Here is a 19648-nt window from a genome sequence, read left to right on the forward strand (position 1 = left end):
TGAAGCGAATTCGAACCATGCGTTTTCTGCGTTTTCTCAAGATTTTTTTCACGATCGTCCGCTTCGGGCTCGATGAACTCGTGATGAGCGGCATCGACGATCGACGCGTGCGCTTTCTCATGCGCATCACGACCTTCGGCCGCCGGTTCGAGATCGAGCGCGGCATCCGTCTGCGGCTCGCGCTGGAAAGCCTCGGACCGATCTTCGTGAAGTTCGGGCAGGTGCTGTCGACGCGGCGCGATCTTTTGCCCGTCGATGTCGCCAATGAACTCGCCAAGCTTCAGGATCAGGTTCCGCCGTTCGATTCGGCGGTGGCGGTGTCCATCATCGAAAAGTCGCTCGGTGCGCCCATCGACGAACTGTTCGACGATTTCGAGCGCGTGCCGGTGGCGAGCGCGTCGATCGCGCAGGTGCATTTCGCGAAGATCAGGTACGGCGAGCACGCGGGCAAGTCGGTTGCGGTGAAGGTGCTGCGCCCGGGCATGCTTCCCGTGATCGACTCCGACCTCGCGTTGCTGCGCGATATCGCGACGTGGGCCGAGCGCCTGTGGGCGGACGGCCGTCGCCTGAAGCCGCGCGAAGTCGTCGCCGAATTCGACAAATATCTGCACGACGAGCTCGACCTGATGCGCGAGGCCGCCAACGGCAGCCAGTTGCGCCGAAACTTCCAGGGCCTCGATCTGCTGCAAGTGCCGGAAATGTACTGGGATCTGTCGGCGCCGACGGTGCTCGTCATGGAGCGCATGGTCGGCGTGCCGATCAGCCAGGTGGAAACGCTGCGTGCGGCCGGCGTCGATATCCCGAAGCTCGCGCGCGAGGGCGTCGAGATTTTCTTCACGCAAGTGTTCCGCGACGGCTTCTTCCACGCCGACATGCACCCCGGCAACATTCAGGTCAGCCTTGATCCGGCGACGTTCGGGCGTTATATCGCGCTGGACTTCGGCATCGTCGGGGCGTTGTCGGACTTCGACAAGAACTACCTCGCCCAGAATTTTCTGGCGTTCTTCAAGCGCGACTATCACCGTGTCGCGACGCTGCATCTGGAATCCGGCTGGGTGCCGCCGAGCACGCGCGTCGAGGAGCTGGAAAGCGCGATTCGCGCGGTGTGCGAGCCGTACTTCGATCGCGCGCTGAAGGACATTTCGCTCGGGCAGGTGCTGATGCGCCTTTTCTCGACGTCGCGCCGCTTCAACGTCGAGATCCAGCCGCAACTCGTACTGCTGCAAAAGACGATGCTCAACGTCGAAGGGCTCGGGCGCTCCCTCGACCCGGAGCTCGATCTGTGGAAAACGGCCAAGCCGTATCTCGAGCGCTGGATGAACGAGCAGATTGGCTGGCGCGGCTGGTACGAGCGCCTGCAGATGGAAGCGCCGCAGTGGAGCAAGACGATTCCACAGTTGCCGCGACTGGTTCACCATATTCTTGCGGAGCGCCACGACGCGCCGAGGAGCGGCAGTGACGAACTCATGCGGATGCTTTTAGCCGAGCAAAAGCGCACGAACCGCCTGCTGGTGACGCTGCTCGTCGCCGGCCTCGTTGCGATGGCGGGCGCGGGTGTCGTGGTCGCGCAGTTTTTGCTTCACTGAACGCCGACATCATGAGCGATCCGACGAATCCAGACGTTCCCGATTTTCAGAACCGCGATCCGAATTCGCCGGGTTTTTGGGATGAACGCTTCGACCGACGGTTCACGCCGTGGGATCAGGCGGGCGTCCCGGAAATGTTCAAGACGTTCGTCGAGTCGCGCCATGCGCAGAATGTGCTCATTCCAGGCTGCGGCAGCGCGTACGAAGCGCTTTACCTGGCCGAACGCGGCTGGCCGGTGCGCGCGATCGACTTCTCCTCGGGCGCCGTTGAAGCGGCGCGTGCGCGACTCGGCGCGCATGCGGACGTCGTCGAAGAGGCGGATTTCTTCGCATACGCGCCGCCTTTTTCGCCCGACTGGATTTACGAACGGGCCTTTCTGTGCGCGCTGCCGAAAGTCCGCTGGCAGGACTACGCCACCCGGATGGCTGCGTTGCTCGAACCGGGTGCGCTGCTCGCCGGCTTCTTTTTCATCGGGTCGACGCCGAAAGGGCCGCCTTTCGGCATCGGGCGCGGCGAACTGGACGCGCTGCTGTCGCCGCACTTCGAGTTGACCGAAGACCGCGAGGTGAGCGGCTCGATTCCCGTATTCGCCGGCCGCGAACGGTGGATGACCTGGCGACGAATCTGAGCCGGCCGACTTGAAAACCGCCGACGGCGCCCCGAAATACCGGGCGATCAAGCTTGTGCCCGTCCTGCGGAAAATTGCGGGTCAAGTTTGCGGCTATAATTCAAGGCTTTGCAAGCGTCGACAGATCATTGTAGGAAGAGTGCCATGCCGATTTACGCGTACCGCTGCGCACACTGCGGCCACGAAAAAGACGTGCTTCAGAAACTGAGCGATGCGCCGCTCACGCAATGCCCTGCCTGCGGAAAGGATACGTTCTCGAAGCAGGTGACCGCCGCCGGATTCCAGCTGAAAGGCTCGGGTTGGTATGTCACCGATTTTCGAAGCGGCAATAACGGTTCGAAGGGCAGCGCACCGGCAACGAAAACGGAGGACGCTGCGACCTCTGGCTCCGGCAACGCGAATTCGGGCGACGCAACGCCGGCAAGCACGTCATCGTCGGATGCCGCCAAGCCCGCGGCGGGCGCCTCCACATCGTCGGACGCTGCCTGAAGCGCCGGATCGCCAGTCCGCCTGGCCTATGGCGCGCAGATGACCTCGCCGACCGCGCGCAATTTGGGCGCGGCTCGCCTGCCAAGCCGGATTTCCGACACGATCGGGAGCCGGCGCAGCCTCCGCCCCGTTAAATGACCACGAAAAAGACTACGCTGAAATCCGTGTTCCTCACCGGCCTGCTCGTGCTGGTGCCGCTCGCGATCACCTTGTGGGTACTGGGCCTCGTCATCGGGACGATGGACCAGACGCTCCTGCTCCTTCCGGAATCGTGGCAGCCCGAGCGCGTCGTCGGCTTTCACCTGCCGGGCGTGGGCGCCGTGCTGACGATTGCCTTCATTTTCATCGTCGGATTATTGACGCAGAACTTCGTTGGCCAGAAGCTCGTGAAATGGTGGGACGCCATCCTGCGCCATATCCCGGTGGTCGGGCCTTTGTATACGAGTGTGAAACAAGTATCGGATACGTTGCTCTCTTCGAGCGGTAACGCGTTCCGCAAGGCGCTGCTGATCGAATATCCGCGCAAGGGCTCGTATACCATTGGCTTTCTGACAGGCATTCCGGGCGGCGACGTGCTGAATCATCTCGGCGAAGAGCACGTGAGCGTCTACGTGCCGACGACGCCGAACCCGACGTCCGGCTTCTTCCTCATGATGCCGAAAAGCGAAGTGGTCGAACTGGACATGACCGTCGACGCCGCACTGAAGTACATCGTCTCGATGGGCGTGGTGGCCCCCGCCCCGAGCGCGCCGACGCCGGTCGCGCCCGCCCGCCGCCCCACCGAGCCGCCGATGTAATGCCGGCGCGCGCGAGCCTGGAGTCCGCCGACCGAAAGAGCGAGACCCGAACGCGCGAGCCGTTGATCAACGAACAACGAAAGACACAAACATCATGTCGATGCGATCTGAATACTGCGGTCTGGTGACCGAGGCCCGCCTGGGCCAAACCGTTTCGCTGTGCGGCTGGGTGCATCGCCGCCGCGATCACGGTGGCGTTATCTTCATCGACTTGCGCGATCGCGAAGGGCTCGTTCAGGTCGTCTGCGATCCGGACCGCGCCGAGATGTTCAAGGTGGCTGAAGGCGTGCGCAACGAATTCTGCGTACAGGTGAAGGGCGTCGTGCGCGAGCGTCCTGAAGGCACGGTCAACGCGAACCTCACGAGCGGCAAGATCGAAGTGCTGTGCCACGAGCTGACCGTGCTGAACGCATCGGTTACGCCGCCGTTCCAGCTCGACGACGACAACCTGTCGGAGACCACGCGCCTCACGCATCGCGTGCTCGATCTGCGCCGTCCGCAGATGCAGAAGAACCTGCGCCTGCGCTACCGCGTCGCCATGGAAGTGCGCAAGTATCTCGACGCGCAAGGCTTCATCGACATCGAAACGCCGATGCTGACCAAGAGCACGCCGGAAGGCGCGCGCGATTACCTCGTGCCATCGCGCGTGAACGCGGGTCAGTTCTTCGCGCTGCCGCAGTCGCCGCAATTGTTCAAGCAATTGCTGATGGTCGCGAACTTCGACCGCTACTACCAGATCACCAAATGCTTCCGCGACGAAGACCTGCGCGCCGACCGTCAGCCGGAATTTACGCAGATCGACTGCGAAACCTCGTTCCTGAACGAGCAGGAAATCCGCGATCTGTTCGAAGAGATGATCCGTCACGTCTTCAAGGAGACGATGGACGTCGCGCTGCCCGCAAAATTCCCGGTCATGCTGTACTCGGAAGCGATGCGCCGCTTCGGTTCGGACAAGCCCGATCTGCGCGTGAAGCTCGAATTTGCCGACCTCACGGATGCGGTGAAGGACGTCGACTTCAAGGTGTTCAGCATGCCGGCCAACTCGAAGGACGGCCGAGTCGCGGCGCTGCGCGTGCCGAAGGGCGGCGAACTGTCGCGCGGCGACATCGACGGCTACACGGAGTTCGTGCGCATCTACGGCGCGAAGGGCCTCGCGTGGATCAAGGTCAACGACAAGAGCCGCGGCCGCGACGGCCTGCAAAGCCCAATCGTCAAGAACCTGCATGACGCGGCGCTCGCGGCGATCATGGAGCGCACGGCGGCGCAGGACGGCGACATCATCTTCTTCGCGGCGGATCGCGCGAAGGTCGTGAACGACAGCCTCGGCGCGCTGCGCCTGAAGATCGGCCATTCGGAATTCGGCAAGGCGACCGGCCTGCTCGAAACCGGCTGGAAGCCGTTGTGGGTCATCGACTTCCCGATGTTCGAGTACGACGAGGAAGAGAACCGTTACGTGGCCGCGCATCACCCGTTCACGAGCCCGAAGGACGAGCACCTCGAGTACCTCGAAACCGACCCGGGCCGCTGCCTTGCGAAGGCATACGACATGGTGCTGAACGGCTGGGAAATCGGCGGCGGTTCGGTGCGTATCTTCCAGGAAGACGTGCAGAGCAAGGTGTTCCGCGCGCTGAAGATCGGCGCGGAAGAAGCGCGCCTGAAGTTCGGCTTCCTGCTCGACGCGCTTCAGTATGGCGCGCCGCCGCACGGCGGCATCGCGTTCGGTCTGGACCGCATCGTCACGTTGATGTCCGGCGCCGATTCGATCCGCGACACGATCGCGTTCCCGAAGACGCAGCGCGCGCAGGATCTGCTCACGCAGGCGCCGAGCGAAGTGAACGAGCGCCAGTTGCGCGAGCTCCACATCCGTCTGCGTCAGCCGGAGCAGAAGGCGCACTGAGCCGCTTCGTTGTCGATGTGATGAAAAAGGCGCCGGGTGCGCCTTTTTCACTTTTTGCGTTACAGTCTTTGGGCACAGACAAATAATGAAACGCGCATTCATAAAGACATGCAGAAGCCGCCCAAAATCCCTGAATCCGTGCTCGTCGTCATTCATACGCCGGAACTCGATGTGCTCATCATCGAACGTGCGGATCACAAGGGTTTCTGGCAATCGGTGACAGGCTCGAAGGATCGTATCGACGAACCGCTGATCGAGACCGCCGCGCGCGAGGTTGAGGAAGAGACGGGTATCGTGATCGGCAGCACGCTCGTGCCCGAGAACGCGCTGCTCGACTGGCATCACAGCATTCAGTACGAAATCTATCCGCAATGGCGGCATCGTTACGCCGAAGGCATCACGCGCAACACCGAGCATCAGTTCAGCCTGCTCGTGCCGCATTGTCTCGAAGTGACGCTCGCGCCGCGCGAGCACACCGCGCATCTGTGGCTGCCGTTTCGCGAGGCCGCCGACCGATGCTTCTCGTGGTCGAACCGGGAAGCCATCCTGCAATTGCCCGAGCGCCTCGCGGCGCATAACCGATGATCGGACTGCGTCCACGGCGCAGTTTCAAGCGGCTGCGCCAGGCGCTGTTTCTGGGCCGTCGACCGCCGCGCCTTTGCTTCACGTCCGGCAACCACGTTCGGCTCTTCAAGTGCGGCGTGCAATTCTTCCCGGCGTTGATCGAGCGGATCGACAACGCGCGCAAGTCGGTGTCGCTGGAAACGTACATCTTTGCCAACGACGACATCGGTCGCGCCGTCTCCGATGCGCTCGTGCGCGCCGCCGAACGCGGCCTCAAGGTGCGTGTGATCACGGATGGCATCGGCACGGAAAGCAATCTGCCGATGTTCAAGCTCTGGCAGGAGCGCGGCGTCGAGCATCGTATTTACAACCCGCATCTGCTGTTCGGGCCGCTCGGCTTCTCGCGCACGCATCGCAAGCTCGCGCTGATCGACGAGACGTATGCGTTTTGCGGCGGCATCAATATCGTCGACGACTACGATCAGAACGGCACGCGTCTCGAACGGCCGCGCTGGGATTTCGCGATGGAGGCGCAAGGCCCCGTCGTGAAGGACGTGATCGAAGCGTTCGACCTTCAATGGCAGCGCATTCGGCTCGGCGTGAAGCCGCGGCAGCCGTCGCAGCCGGGTTGCGAGCAGCAGGAAAACGATCGCGGGCCCGGCCGATGGAACGCACGCCGCGCGATGCTGGCGCGCCGGCGCGCGCGGCTCGGTGAAATTCACGCGGTGGACCAGCCGTGCATCGCGTTCGTCGCGCGCGACAACTTGCTGAATCGTCGCGCGATCGAAAAGGCGTATCTGCGGGCAATCGCCCACGCCGAGAGCGAAGTGTTGCTCGCGAATCCTTACTTCATGCCGGGGCGCAAGTTGAGGCGCGCGCTCGTCAACGCGGCCGAGCGTGGCGTACGCGTGTCGCTGGTCATCGGTCGCAAGGAATTCGTGGCTCTCGACTACGCGACGCCGTTCCTCTACGGCAACCTGCTGAAGCACGGCGTGCGGATCGCCGAGTATGAAAAGACGATGCTTCACGGCAAGGTCGCGGTCGTCGACGCGGATTGGGCCACCATCGGCTCATCGAACCTCGATGCGCTGTCGCTCGTGCTCAACAACGAGGCCAACATGGTGCTCGTGAATCACGCCGAAATCGCCGGATTGCACGATGCCATTCTTCAGGCGTTTGACGAAGGCCGCCCGATCGATGAAAAACACTATGCGTCGCGGCCTGTTACGGAGCGGGCGCTGAGTTGGCTTGCGTACAACACTTATCGCCTCATGATGAAAATGATCACCATTGGTCAGTACGATTAACTGCTATTTAGCAGCGATTGCGCAAGAATACTGGACTACAAGCATCGTCAGGTAAAGGATCCCACGAATCGGGAACTCGGGCAGTCACTTACAGGCAGTCCGTACATAAAACGCGACAATGGGCGCAGGCATTGTTGAGATTTATCCTATAGACATGCCCTAGCGTTTTAGAAACGCGTATCTAAAAATTTGCTTGTATCACCAGCGTTCGGCCACAATAATAGAACGGCCGTTCGATTTTACGGGTCACATAAGAACGGTAGGGACATCATGCGAAAAGGCGAACAGACGCGGGCCGCGATTCTCGACGCAGCGCTGGAGTTGGCAAGTCGGGACGGGCTGGAAGGGCTGACGATCGGCCTGCTGGCCGAGCGGATGCAAATGAGCAAGAGCGGTGTGTTTGCGCATTTCGGGTCGCGCGAGGACTTGCAGGTGGAGGTGGTGCGCGAGTACCACCGGCGCTTCGAAGATGAAGTGTTCTTTCCGAGTCTGCGTGAAGCGCGCGGCCTGCCGCGATTGCGCGCGATGATGAATCGCTGGATGGAGAAGCGCATCCAGGAAGTGACCACGGGTTGTATCTATATCAGCGGAGCGGTGGAGTACGACGACCGCGCCGCGAGCGCCGTGCGCGAGCAGCTCGTGCACAGCGTGAGCATGTGGCGCGAGGCGCTCTTGCGCGCGATCCGCCAGTCGAAGGACGAAGGGCATCTGAAGCCGGAGACGGACCCGCATCTGATGCTTTTCGAGCTGTACAGCTTCACGCTCGGCCTGCATCACGACGCGCGCTTCCTGCATCTGCCGGAAGCCGTGCAACTGACGCGGGACGCGCTCGAAAAGACGATCGTGTCGTATCAGACGTCGAATGCGGGAGCCGGAACGGGCATCCCTCAACCGGCGGCGAATACGGCGACGAATCTGACATCACAACACACCGACAGCCGTTAGCGGCGCCGTTCGCATCGAGAAGGTGGCTCGGCGGCGCGCAACCAGAAGCTTGAAGAAACTGGAGAGACTCATGGGACAGTACGCCGCCCCCCTTCGCGACATGCAATTCGTGCTGCACGAAGTGCTGAACGTGGAAGCTGAACTGAAGAGCATGCCGCGGCATGCCGACCTCGACGCCGACACCATCAATCAGGTGCTCGAGGAAGCCGGCAAGTTCTGCTCCGAAGTCGTGTTTCCGCTCAACCAGAGCGGCGACCGCGAAGGCTGCACTTACGAGGGCGACGGCGTCGTCAGGACGCCAGCCGGCTTCAAAGAGGCCTACCGCCAGTACATCGATGCGGGCTGGCCCGCACTCGGGTGCGATCCCGAGTACGGCGGTCAGGGCTTGCCTGCGTTCGTGAACAACGCGCTTTACGAAATGCTCAACTCGGCGAATCAGGCCTGGACGATGTATCCCGGTCTCTCGCACGGCGCGTACGAATGCCTGCACGCGCACGGCACGCCGGAGCAAAAGTCGACCTATCTATCGAAACTCGTCTCGGGCGAGTGGACCGGCACGATGTGCCTGACGGAACCGCATTGCGGAACGGATCTCGGCATCCTGCGCACGAAAGCCGAGCCGAATTCCGACGGTTCCTACGCACTCACCGGCACAAAGATCTTCATCTCGAGCGGTGAGCACGACATGGCCGAGAACATCGTTCATCTGGTGCTCGCGCGTCTGCCGGGCGCGCCGATGGGAACGAAGGGCATCTCGCTTTTCATCGTGCCGAAGTTCGTCCCCGATGCGAACGGTGCGATCGGTGAACGCAACGGCATCAAGTGCGGCTCGATCGAGCACAAGATGGGCATCCACGGCAACGCGACCTGCGTGATGAATCTCGACGGCGCAAAGGGTTGGCTCGTCGGCGAGGCCAACAAGGGCTTGAACGCGATGTTCGTGATGATGAACGCCGCGCGGCTGGGCGTCGGCATGCAGGGTCTCGGCCTGACCGAGGTCGCGTATCAGAACTCGCTCGTGTATGCGAAAGAGCGCTTGCAGATGCGCTCGCTCACCGGCCCGAAGGCACCGGAGAAGCCTGCCGATCCGATCATCGTGCATCCGGACGTGCGCCGCATGCTGCTCACGCAGAAGGCCTATGCCGAAGCGGGCCGCGCGTTCACGTACTGGGCGGCGCTCAATATCGACAAGGAACTCTCGCACGCGGACGAGTCCGTGCGTCAAGAGGCCGCTGATTTCGTCGCGCTGCTCACGCCGGTGATCAAGGCCTTCCTGACGGACAACGCGTTCGAAGGCACGAATATGGCGATGCAGATCTACGGCGGCCATGGCTTCATCTCCGAATGGGGCATGGAGCAGTATGTCCGCGATGCGCGCATCAACATGATCTACGAGGGCACGAACTCCATTCAGGCGCTCGATCTGCTCGGGCGCAAGATTCTCGGTGACATGGGCGCCAAGCTGAAGCGCTTCGGCAAGCTCGTTGCCGATTTCGTCGAGCAGGAAGGCGTAAAGCCGGAGATGCAGGAGTTCATCAACCCGCTCGCGGATATCGGCGACAAGGTGCAGAAGCTCACCATGGAGATCGGCATGAAGGCCATGCAGAATCCTGATGAAGTGGGCGCTGCGGCCGTGCCGTATTTGCGTACGGTCGGGCATCTGGTGTTTTCGTACTTCTGGGCGCGGATGGCACGGGTTGCTTTGGACAATGCCCCTTCCGGCGATGCCTTCTATAAGGCCAAGCTCGCCACCGCGCGGTTTTACTTCGCCAAGCTGCTGCCTGAGACCGCTTCGACGATTCGGGCTGCCCGTGCCGGGGCCAAGCCGATGATGGACTACGACGAAGCGCTTTTCTGATTTATTTGGGCTTTTGCCGGATCCCGTTTTTTATTGGTCTATCGGCGTTGCCCCTGTGCGGGGGCGGCAGTCATTTTCTTTGCTGCTGCAAAGAAGGTAGCCAAGGAAAGCAGCTCGAGACGCCCGCGGTCACACGCAGTTTGGCCATGCTTGCCAAGTGTTCGTAGGCTCCGTAGCGAGTGCCCACACAAAACTCTCGCGGCTTGGACGGCGCACGGTCCGTCGCACCAGTCGTTCCAAGGGCGCCGAAAGCAAACCGAATCAACCCACGTTCACGAACCCCGGAGTGACAAACCTGTGAGCACCCTGAACATCAAGAAAGTCGCCGTGCTCGGCGCGGGCGTGATGGGCGCGCAGATCGCCGCGCATCTGATCAACGCGCGTGTGCCCGTCCTGCTCTTCGATCTTCCCGCAAAGGAAGGCCCGAAAAACGGCATCGCGCTGAAGGCCATCGAGAACCTGAAGAAGCTGTCACCCGCGCCGTTCGGCGTGAAGGACGACGCGCAATACATCGAGCCCGCCAACTACGACGACGACATCGCGAAGCTCGCCGAATGCGACCTCGTGATCGAGGCCATCGCCGAGCGCATGGACTGGAAGCACGATCTCTACAAGAAAGTGTCGCCGCATATCGCGCCGCACGCGATTTTCGCGAGCAACACGTCGGGCCTGTCGATCACGGCTTTGTCGGACGGCTTCTCCGACGAACTGAAGTCGCGCTTTTGCGGTGTGCACTTTTTCAATCCGCCGCGCTATATGCACCTGGTCGAGCTGATCCCGACCGAATCCACGAAGCCCGAGATTCTCGACCAGCTCGAAACCTTCCTGACGAGCGTGATCGGCAAAGGCGTCGTGCGCGCGAAGGACACGCCGAACTTCATCGCGAACCGCGTCGGCGTTTTCTCGATTCTCGCGGTGATTGCCGAAGCGGAGAAGTTCGGCCTGCGCTTTGATGAAGTCGACGACCTGACCGGCGCGCGACTCGGCCGCGCGAAGTCGGCGACGTTCCGCACCGCGGATGTCGTCGGTCTCGACACGATGGCCCACGTCATCAAGACGATGCAGGACAACCTGCCCGACGATCCGTTCTTCTCTGTCTACAAGACGCCGCCGGTGCTCGAAGCGCTGGTGAAGAATGGCGCGCTCGGCCAGAAGACGGGCGCGGGTTTCTATCGCAAGGAAGGACGCGCGATCAAGGTGCTCGATCCGAAAACGGCTGCTTACGTCGATGGCGGCGCGAAGGCCGACGAGCTCATCGGCCGCATCCTGAAGCGTCCGCCCGCCGAGCGCTTCAAGCTCCTGCGCGAAACCGACAACAAGCAGGCGCAATTCCTGTGGGCGATTTTCCGCGACGTGTTCCACTACATCGCGGTGCATCTCGAATCGATCGCGGACAATGCCCGGGACGTCGATCTCGCGATCCGCTGGGGCTTCGGATGGAATCAGGGGCCGTTCGAAAGCTGGCAGGCGGCGGGCTGGCAGCAAGTCGCGAAGTGGGTGCAGGAGGATATCGATGCGGGCAAGGCGCTCTCGAACGCGCCGCTGCCCGCGTGGGTGCTCGAAGGTCCGGTCGCCGAAAAGAACGGCGTGCACACGAACGAAGGATCGTGGTCGCCGAAATCGAAGCGCTTCGAACCGCGTTCGGCGCTGCCCGTCTATGAGAAGCAGGTGTTCCGCGCGCCGCTCGAAGGCGTGACGGGCGCCGATCCGAAGACCTTCGGCAAGACGCTGTTCGAAACCGGGAGCGTCCGCGCCTGGCTCGATCGTGACGACGGCGATGTCGTGATCGTCTCGTTCAAGACCAAAATGAACACCATCGGCCCGGGCGTGATCGACGGCCTCACGCAGGCTATCGAACTCGCGGAGAAGGCATATCGCGGCGTGGTGATCTGGCAGCCGACGTCGCTGCAACTCGGCGCGCCGGGTGGCCCGTTCTCGGCGGGCGCGAATCTCGAAGAAGCGATGCCCGCGTTCATGATGGGCGGCGCCAAAGGCATCGATCCGTTCGTGAAGAAGTTTCAGCAAGGCATGCTGCGCGTGAAGTACGCAAACGTGCCGGTGGTGTCGGCTGTGTCGGGCCTCGCGCTCGGCGGCGGTTGCGAACTGCTGCTGCATTCGGCGAAGCGCGTCGCGCATGTCGAGAGCTATATCGGTCTCGTGGAAGTGGGCGTCGGTCTGGTGCCGGCGGGCGGCGGTCTGAAGGAGGCCGCGCTGCGCGCGGCGGAAGCAGCGGGCGCGGTCAATGCGACCAGCGATCTGCTCAAGTTCCTGCAGAAATCTTTCGAGAACGCGGCGATGGCGAAAGTCTCGTCGTCCGCATTCGATGCCCGCGCGATGGGCTATCTGAAGCCGTCCGACACGATCGTCTTCAACGTGCACGAGTTGCTCGACATCGCGAAGAGCGAGGCGCGTGCGTTGAGCGCATCGGGCTATCGGCCGCCATTGCGCGTGAAGCAGGTGCCGGTGGCGGGGCGCTCGGCGATCTCGACGATCAAGGCGTCGCTCGTGAACATGCGCGACGGGCGCTTCATCAGCGACCACGACTATCTGATCGCGAGCCGCATCGCGGAAGCGGTCTGCGGCGGCGATGTCGAAGCGGGCAGTCTCGTCGACGAAGAATGGCTGCTGGCGCTCGAGCGCCGCGCGTTCGTCGAACTGCTCGGCACGCAGAAGACGCAAGAGCGAATCATGGGCATGCTGCAGACCGGCAAGCCGGTTCGCAACTAATCGCGGAGCAATCAATGAGCAAACAACTTCAAGACGCATACATCGTCGCCGCGAGCCGCACGCCGATCGGCAAGGCGCCGCGTGGCGTGTTCAAGAACACGCGCCCCGACGAGCTGCTCGTTCACGCGATCAAATCCGCGGTCGGGCAAGTGCCGGGACTCGACACGAGCGTGATCGAAGACGCGATCGTCGGCTGCGCGATTCCCGAAGCCGAGCAAGGTCTGAACGTCGCTCGCATGGGCGCGCTGCTGTCGGGCTTGCCCAACACGGTCGGCGGCGTGACGGTGAACCGTTTCTGCGCGTCGGGCCTGACCGCGCTCGCGATGGCGGCGGACCGCATCCGCGTGGGTGAAGCCGAGGCGATGATCGCGGGGGGCTGCGAATCAATGAGCATGGTGCCGATGATGGGCAACAAGCCGTCGCTGTCGCCGCATATCTTCGATCGCAATGAAGACGTCGGCATTGCGTACGGCATGGGCCTGACGGCGGAAAAGGTCGCGGAACGCTGGAAGGTGAGCCGCGAGGCGCAGGACGCGTTCGCGGTGGAGTCGCATCGCCGCGCGCTGGCCGCGCAACAGGCGGGCGAATTCGCGGACGAAATCGCCGCCTACACGCTGAACGAGCGTTTTCCGGATCTCGCATCGGGCGAAGTGCGCACGAATAATCGCGAAATCAGGCTCGATGAAGGCCCGCGCGAAACCAACCTGGAAGGGCTGGCGAAGCTGCGTCCCGTCTTCGCGAACAAGGGCTCGGTCACGGCGGGAAACAGTTCGCAGACCTCGGACGGCGCGGGCGCGCTGATCGTCGTGTCGGAAAAGGTTCTGAAGCAGTTCAACCTGACGCCGCTCGCGCGCTTCGTGAGCTTCGCGGTGCGCGGCGTGCCGCCGGAAATCATGGGCATCGGGCCGAAGGAAGCGATTCCGGCCGCGTTGAAGGCGGCAGGGCTGAAGCAGGACGACATCGACTGGATCGAACTGAACGAAGCCTTCGCGGCGCAAGCGCTCGCGGTGATCGGCGATCTCGGTCTCGACCCGTCGAAGGTCAACCCGCTCGGCGGTGCGATTGCGCTCGGCCATCCGCTCGGCGCGACGGGCGCGATCCGCGCATCGACGGTCGTGCACGGTCTGCGCCGGCGCAACCTGAAGTACGGCATGGTGACGATGTGCGTCGGCACCGGCATGGGCGCGGCGGGCATCATCGAACGCCTTTGATCGTGAATGGTCCGCGAGTGTCGTCGCTCGCGGACCGGCATGAAGGAGACAGCGGATGGACATTCAGATCGAACGCGCGGACGGCGTGCTGAGCATCGTGCTCAATCGTCCGGAAAAGAAGAACGCGATCACCGCGGCGATGTATCAGGAAATGGCCGACGGCCTCTACGAAGCCGAGATGGACGCGACCGTGCGGGCGGTGCTGATTCGCGCGAACGGCAGTACGTTCAGCGCGGGCAATGATCTCGAGGATTTTCTGAACGATCCGCCCAAGGGTCTCGACGCGCCCGTGTTCCAGTTCCTGCGGCGCATCAGCGGCTTTCCGAAGCCGATCGTGGCGGCGGTCGCGGGGACGGCGGTGGGCATAGGCACGACGATGCTCCTGCATTGCGACATCGTCTACGCGAGCACGAACGCGAAGTTCTCGCTGCCGTTCTCGCAGCTCGGATTGTGTCCCGAAGCGGCGTCGAGTCTTTTGCTGCCGCGCACGGCGGGTTATCAGCGCGCGGCGGAAAAGCTCCTGCTCGGCGAAGCGTTCGACGTGAACGAAGCGATCCGCATGGGCTTCGTGAATGGCGCGATCGACGCAGGCGAGCTCGACGCCTACGCGTTCGACAAAGCGAAGCGGCTGGCGATGCTGCCGGCATCGTCGCTGCGTGTGACCAAGTCGTTGATGAAGGGCGCGCAGACGCATGAAGTGAGCGCGCGCATGGAGGACGAAGCCGCGCACTTCGCGCGGATGCTGGTTGCGCCCGAAGCCCGCGAAGCGTTTCAGGCGTTCTTCGAAAAACGCAAGCCGAGCTTCAGCCAGTTCGAGTAAGGCGCTTCATTCGACGTCGTATTCGACGAAGCTGTTCTCGCGCGCGAAGCTGACGAGCCGCAAGCCCGCCTGCTTCGCGATCGCGATGGCGAGCGATGTGGGCGCGGAGATCGTCGCGACCATCGGCACGCCGACGCGCGCCGACTTGCGCACGAGTTCATAGCTCGCGCGGCTCGACAGAAACACGAAACCTTGCGTCGTGTCCTCACGCCGCAGGATCAACTGGCCGATGAGCTTGTCGAGCGCGTTATGTCTTCCGACGTCCTCGAAGGCGTAGCGCACCGCGCCGGTTTCGTCGCACCATGCGGCGGCATGCAGGCCGCCCGTGAGCTTCGTCAACTGCTGATGCGCGGGCAATTCGCGTGCGGCGCGCTCGATCGCATCGGGCGCAAGGCGCGCGAGAAAGCCCGTGTCCGGCACCTGTTCCGGCTGAAGATCGAGCAACTCGATACTTTCGATGCCGCACACGCCGCAGCCCGTGCGCCCGGCGAGCGCCCGGCGCTTGTCCTTGAGCGTGGCGAAGGCCTGCTGCACGACCTGAAGATGCACTTCGGCATGCGGCAATGCGACGCCGTCATCGCGGAAATGGACCTCGATATCGTGAATGTCGCTGCCACGCTCGACGATGCCCTCCGTCAGCGAGAATCCCACGGCGAACGCTTCGAGATCGCGCGGCGTGCACATCATCACCGCGTGGGAGATGCCATTGAAAACGAGCGCGACGGGCCATTCCTGACCGACCTTGTCCGCGGCGACGGTGCTCTCGTTCCTGCGATGCCTGCGCACCTGGCGCTCGACGAAGCCTGGTTGATCGTCGGTTTCGAGTTGATTCACTTCAATGCTCCTGACCGCTCACTTCGAGTAAAGTCGGGTATATGACTTGCTGCTTATCGTTGCTGTTCGCACGCTTTGCTGCGCGAGCAGCGGCTAGAGTGCAATGGTTCCAGCCAGATCCAAGGCCCTACAATAACTTAAGCGGCGATGCGCGTCGCGCACCTCCGCTCAATCCAACGAGGCTTCGCTATGGGACTCTACGACGCCGCCCGTCTCTTCGGATTCGAAGTCGAATCCTCTGACAATCTGCGCTTCATCCCGCTTGCGGTGCGCTTTAATCTCGATCGCTTCGGCATGCGCATCACGCTCGATCAATGGCAGGCGCTTCCTTACGACGATCGCGCGCTGCTCGCCCGCTTCCCGGTCGAGGACGATGCCGAACTCGAGAAGAACTTCGACCTCGCGCTCGAAGAGATGTTGAAGACGCACGCGAACGCAGCGCCAGAAAAGATCGAGCGCGATCCGGAACCGGTGTGGATGCACGCCGATGCCGTGCCCGAAACCGTGATCCGGCAGAGCAGCCTGTGCGGCGTGAGCGCGCCGAGTCTCGATCGTTGGGGCAGGCTCGACCGTTTCCAGCGATACGCGCTCGCGAAACTCTCGCGCAACACCGACAAGGTGAATCACGATTTCCTCCCCGCGATGAAGGAATTCGGCCTCGCCGAGTGAGCGCCGGGGCGCGCAAACGTTAAGCGCGCGTTTTAATCAGATTATTTGCGGACTAGCCCTACATGTAGGGCGAGCGGTGCCGTTATTGGGCGTTATCCATCAATCGCGGCGTGGACGAGTTTCACGCCGCGCATTCGCGTGGACGCGCGTCGCCTCGACGCGCGTCCGACGCGCATCAAAGGATTAAGCCCGCCGCTCATGACCCGATTCCTCTCCAGAGGTTTGCTCGTCAATATTGCCGTGGTACTGGCCGCGCTCGGCGCGAACGCGTTCGTCGCCTGCGAGCGCATCGGCGGGCTGCGCGAAAGCGACGCGCGCACGCTGCGCTCGATGAGTCTCCTGCGCGATCTCGCGGCATGGCGCGGCACGCTCGGCGAATCCCTCACGCAACTGAGCCGCTTCGAAGCGACCGGCATCGTCGAAAGCGATGCGCAGCATCAGGCGCGCGAGGCGCATCTCGATGCACTGGAAAGCGGGCTGCGCGCGCAGATCGCAGCCGAGCCGGGCATGTCGGGCGCATTCGATGCGCTCGCCGCGCGCGCCGCGGCGATGCGCCACGATGCCGATCGCGCATTCGAGCGCGCCAAGCACGCCGACCCCGGCGAATCGCGCGCGTGGGCCGACGCCGCGTTCGTCGCGCTGGGCGAAGATCAGCAGAGCGTCGACGAGGAACTCGACGTCGTGCGCTCACACATCGATAACGCGACCATCGTCGCCCTCGATGAGTCCGCGCAGGCCTCGGGCGGCGCGATGCTGCTGCTCGTCTTCACGATGCTCGCAGGCAGCGCCGTGCTGATCTATCTGTTCGCGAGCCGCGAGCGGCAATCGCGCGAGAAGCTCGGCGTCGTGCGTGCGAGGCAGCGCAGCAACGAACGCTTTCGCGGCATGTTCGAGGCGCATCCGGTGCCGATGTGGATCGTCGATCGCGAGACGATGCGCTTCGTCGCCGTGAATCAGGCTGCGATCGAGCACTTCGGTTTCAACGAGCCGGAGTTCATGAACATGACGCTGCGCGATCTGCATCACGCGGACGACTTCGACCGCTTCGCCGCACGGCTCGCGCGCAGCGGCGGCGAGAGCGGCGAGCGTGCCGCATCGGGGCGAGGCTCGGCGGGCGTGTGGCGTTATCGGTGCAAGAATGGCGCGATCGTCGGCGCGGATGTCTCGCATCACTCGCTCACGTATTCGAATCGTCCTGGCATCTTCATGCTGGCGAACGACGTGACCGACCGCATCAATGCGGAAGCCGAGGCGCGCAGATCCAACGAGATGCTCGAAGCGGTCATCGACAACATTCCGCAGCGCGTGTTCTGGAAGGACCGCGACCTGCGTTATCTCGGCTGCAACAACGCGTTCGCGCGCGATGCGGGTCTCGCGTACAACGAGCAGGTCATCGGCAAGACGGATTTCGAGCTGCCGTGGAGCGCGTTTGCGGACGTCGTGCGCGCGGACGACGAGGAAGTCATCGTCACGACGGTGCCGAAGATGCATTACGAGCGCGACATCGTGATGGGCGAGCAACTGCGCACCGTGGTCACGAGCAAGCTGCCCTTGCTCGACGGCGAAGGACAGACAATCGGCGTGCTCGGCTCGTATCACGATGTCACCGATCGCAAGCGCGCCGAACTCGCGCTGCGCCTGCAAAGCCGCGCGCTTGACGCGAGCGTGAACGCGATTCTGATCACGGGCGTCGTGGACGGCGCGAACGTGATCGAGTATGCGAATCCGGCGTTCAAGCGCATCACCGGCTACGACCCGAGCGAGGTGATCGGGCAGGACTGCCGCTTTCTGCACGGTCCCGACGGCGATCAGGACGGACTCACCGCGATTCGCCGCGCGCTCGCCGTGAACACGGAGGCGAGCGTCGTGGTGCGCAACTATCGCAAGGACGGCGCGCTCTTCTGGAATCAGCTCTTCGTCGCGCCGGTGCCGGACGCGCAGGGCATGACGACGCATCACATCGGCATCATCAACGACGTGACCGATCTGATGCGCTATCAGGAAGAACTCGAATATCAGGCGAACTACGACACGCTCACGCGCCTGCCGAACCGCAATCTGCTGCGCGACCGCTTGCAGCACGCGATCGAAACCGCGCGGCGGCGCGAGACGAAGATCGCCGTCGTCTTCATGGATCTCGACGGCTTCAAGAACGTCAACGATAGTCTCGGTCACAGCGTCGGCGACCGCCTGCTCGCGGTGATCGCGGAGCGGCTTGCGCGCTCGGCGCGATCGAGCGATACGGTCGCGCGTCACGGCGGCGACGAGTTCGTGGTCGTGCTGCCCGATATCACCGACGAAGCCGGGCTGATCGCATGGATGGAACGCACGCGCGCGGCGATCTCGGAACCGGTCTGGCTCGACGATACAGAGCTTTACGTCGGCTGCAGCATGGGCGCGAGTCTCTATCCGCAGGACGGCGACGACGCCGAATCCGTGATGAAGAAGGCCGATCTCGCGATGTATCGCGCGAAGGACATGGGCCGCAACACGTATCAGTTCTATCAGCCGGAGATGAACGCGAGCGTCGGCGCGCGCATGAATCTCGAACGGCGCTTGCGGCGCGCGCTGCGCGACGGCGAGTTCCTGCTGCACTATCAGCCGCAAGTGGATATGACGACGCGCGCGATCGTCGGCATCGAGGCGCTCGTGCGCTGGCGCGATCCGGAGCAGGGGCTCGTGTCGCCGGCGTCGTTCATTCCGGTCGCGGAAGAGAGCGGCCTGATCGGGCCGCTGTCGGAGTGGGTGTTGCGCGAAGCGTGCCGTCAGAACAAGGCGTGGCAGGATGCCGGGCTGCCGCCGGCGCGCGTGTCGGTGAATCTGTCGGCGCGCCATTTTCAGCAGCGCGACATCGCGCGGCTCGTGACGTCCGTGCTCGAAGAGACCGGGCTGGAGCCGCGCTATCTCGAACTGGAGCTCACGGAAAGCGCGATCATGCGCAACGCCGAGGAAGCGATCACGATGCTCTCGGAGTTATCGGCGCTCGGCATCGGCATTGCGATCGACGACTTCGGCACCGGATATTCGAGCCTGTCGTATCTCAAGCGCTTCCCGGTGCACCGGTTGAAGATCGACCGCTCGTTCGTCGCGGATATCGGCTCGTCGGGGGATGACGAAACGATCACGTCGGCGATCATCGCGCTCGCGCATTCGCTGGAATTGCAGGTGATCGCGGAAGGCGTCGAAACGCACGCGCAGCACGATTTCCTGCGCGAGCGCGATTGCGACGAAATGCAGGGCTATCTGTTCTCGCGCCCGATGCCGCACGAAGCGATTCCGGGCTTGTTGCAGCAGGGCGTGCTGCCCCATTGATCG

General features: G+C 63.0%; 15 protein-coding genes. 14 read left to right on the forward strand and 1 reads right to left on the reverse strand.

The features are described from left to right. The first annotated feature begins 17 nt into the window (after positions 1–17). From ubiB to NCS58_RS02520, 12 genes are all read left to right on the forward strand, one after another. A complete protein-coding gene (gene ubiB / locus NCS58_RS02465; protein WP_061117843.1) occupies positions 18–1586 on the forward strand; it encodes a ubiquinone biosynthesis regulatory protein kinase UbiB in 1569 nt (522 codons plus the stop codon). A gap of 11 nt (positions 1587–1597) precedes the next feature. Beyond that, positions 1598–2215, forward strand: coding sequence for a methyltransferase domain-containing protein (locus NCS58_RS02470; protein WP_250476273.1), 618 nt, complete (start codon positions 1598–1600; stop codon positions 2213–2215). Between the two features lie 144 nt (positions 2216–2359). Continuing rightward, entirely contained in the window at positions 2360–2704 is a 345-nt protein-coding gene (locus tag NCS58_RS02475) for an FmdB family zinc ribbon protein (RefSeq protein WP_250537775.1), read from the forward strand. Between the two features lie 134 nt (positions 2705–2838). Further along, entirely contained in the window at positions 2839–3501 is a 663-nt protein-coding gene (locus NCS58_RS02480; RefSeq protein WP_061117840.1) for a DUF502 domain-containing protein, read from the forward strand. Positions 3502–3595: 94 nt separating this feature from the next. Continuing rightward, positions 3596–5398 carry an aspartate--tRNA ligase gene (aspS, locus tag NCS58_RS02485; protein ID WP_250537776.1) on the forward strand — a complete coding sequence of 601 codons (1803 nt, stop codon included), beginning with the start codon at positions 3596–3598 and terminating at the stop codon, positions 5396–5398. 108 nt (positions 5399–5506) lie between these two features. Beyond that, positions 5507–5983 (forward strand): dihydroneopterin triphosphate diphosphatase, encoded by a 477-nt coding sequence (nudB, locus tag NCS58_RS02490; protein WP_250476275.1) that lies wholly within the window; start codon positions 5507–5509, stop codon positions 5981–5983. Further along, positions 5980–7269 (forward strand): phosphatidylserine/phosphatidylglycerophosphate/cardiolipin synthase family protein, encoded by a 1290-nt coding sequence (locus NCS58_RS02495; RefSeq protein ID WP_061117837.1) that lies wholly within the window; start codon positions 5980–5982, stop codon positions 7267–7269. The genes nudB and NCS58_RS02495 overlap by 4 nt, the downstream gene beginning before the upstream one ends. A 270-nt stretch (positions 7270–7539) precedes the next feature. After that, on the forward strand, positions 7540–8214 hold the full coding sequence (locus tag NCS58_RS02500) for a TetR/AcrR family transcriptional regulator (protein ID WP_061117836.1): 675 nt from the start codon (positions 7540–7542) through the stop codon (positions 8212–8214). A gap of 70 nt (positions 8215–8284) precedes the next feature. Beyond that, positions 8285–10072, forward strand: a complete 1788-nt coding sequence (locus NCS58_RS02505) for an acyl-CoA dehydrogenase C-terminal domain-containing protein (RefSeq protein ID WP_061117894.1) — start codon at positions 8285–8287, stop codon at positions 10070–10072. A gap of 297 nt (positions 10073–10369) precedes the next feature. Beyond that, entirely contained in the window at positions 10370–12799 is a 2430-nt protein-coding gene (locus NCS58_RS02510; protein ID WP_061117835.1) for a 3-hydroxyacyl-CoA dehydrogenase/enoyl-CoA hydratase family protein, read from the forward strand. Positions 12800–12813: 14 nt separating this feature from the next. Further along, the gene (locus NCS58_RS02515) at positions 12814–14010 is read left to right on the forward strand and encodes an acetyl-CoA C-acyltransferase (protein WP_250537777.1); all 1197 of its coding nucleotides are present in this window, start codon (positions 12814–12816) and stop codon (positions 14008–14010) included. Positions 14011–14065: 55 nt separating this feature from the next. Further along, positions 14066–14830 (forward strand): enoyl-CoA hydratase, encoded by a 765-nt coding sequence (locus tag NCS58_RS02520; protein ID WP_061117833.1) that lies wholly within the window; start codon positions 14066–14068, stop codon positions 14828–14830. Between the two features lie 6 nt (positions 14831–14836). Here the strand turns inward: NCS58_RS02520 and fdhD are convergent, their stop codons facing one another. Next, positions 14837–15664: a formate dehydrogenase accessory sulfurtransferase FdhD gene (fdhD, locus tag NCS58_RS02525; protein WP_061117832.1), complete on the reverse strand. Its 828-nt coding sequence runs from the start codon at positions 15662–15664 to the stop codon at positions 14837–14839. Positions 15665–15853: 189 nt separating this feature from the next. On the opposite strand from fdhD, the gene NCS58_RS02530 reads away from it, so the two are divergent. Both NCS58_RS02530 and NCS58_RS02535 read left to right on the forward strand, forming a co-directional pair. Further along, positions 15854–16333 (forward strand): nitrate reductase associated protein, encoded by a 480-nt coding sequence (locus NCS58_RS02530; RefSeq protein WP_061117831.1) that lies wholly within the window; start codon positions 15854–15856, stop codon positions 16331–16333. Positions 16334–16531: 198 nt separating this feature from the next. Then, on the forward strand, positions 16532–19645 hold the full coding sequence (locus NCS58_RS02535; RefSeq protein WP_250476280.1) for an EAL domain-containing protein: 3114 nt from the start codon (positions 16532–16534) through the stop codon (positions 19643–19645). The last annotated feature ends 3 nt before the right edge of the window (positions 19646–19648 follow it).

Origin of the sequence: Caballeronia sp. INML3B, assembly GCF_023631305.1 — a bacterium.
Taxonomy (GTDB): Bacteria; Pseudomonadota; Gammaproteobacteria; order Burkholderiales; family Burkholderiaceae; genus Caballeronia; species Caballeronia turbans.

Coding starts and splice junctions, on each gene's coding strand:
- ubiB (WP_061117843.1), top strand. CDS start 18: ATGCGTTTTCTGCGTTTTCTCAAGATTTTTTTCACGATCGTCCGCTTC.
- NCS58_RS02530 (WP_061117831.1), top strand. CDS start 15,854: ATGGGACTCTACGACGCCGCCCGTCTCTTCGGATTCGAAGTCGAATCC.
- nudB (WP_250476275.1), top strand. CDS start 5,507: ATGCAGAAGCCGCCCAAAATCCCTGAATCCGTGCTCGTCGTCATTCAT.
- NCS58_RS02475 (WP_250537775.1), top strand. CDS start 2,360: ATGCCGATTTACGCGTACCGCTGCGCACACTGCGGCCACGAAAAAGAC.
- NCS58_RS02535 (WP_250476280.1), top strand. CDS start 16,532: ATGACCCGATTCCTCTCCAGAGGTTTGCTCGTCAATATTGCCGTGGTA.
- NCS58_RS02480 (WP_061117840.1), top strand. CDS start 2,839: ATGACCACGAAAAAGACTACGCTGAAATCCGTGTTCCTCACCGGCCTG.
- NCS58_RS02500 (WP_061117836.1), top strand. CDS start 7,540: ATGCGAAAAGGCGAACAGACGCGGGCCGCGATTCTCGACGCAGCGCTG.
- NCS58_RS02470 (WP_250476273.1), top strand. CDS start 1,598: ATGAGCGATCCGACGAATCCAGACGTTCCCGATTTTCAGAACCGCGAT.
- NCS58_RS02520 (WP_061117833.1), top strand. CDS start 14,066: ATGGACATTCAGATCGAACGCGCGGACGGCGTGCTGAGCATCGTGCTC.
- NCS58_RS02505 (WP_061117894.1), top strand. CDS start 8,285: ATGGGACAGTACGCCGCCCCCCTTCGCGACATGCAATTCGTGCTGCAC.
- aspS (WP_250537776.1), top strand. CDS start 3,596: ATGTCGATGCGATCTGAATACTGCGGTCTGGTGACCGAGGCCCGCCTG.
- NCS58_RS02495 (WP_061117837.1), top strand. CDS start 5,980: ATGATCGGACTGCGTCCACGGCGCAGTTTCAAGCGGCTGCGCCAGGCG.
- NCS58_RS02515 (WP_250537777.1), top strand. CDS start 12,814: ATGAGCAAACAACTTCAAGACGCATACATCGTCGCCGCGAGCCGCACG.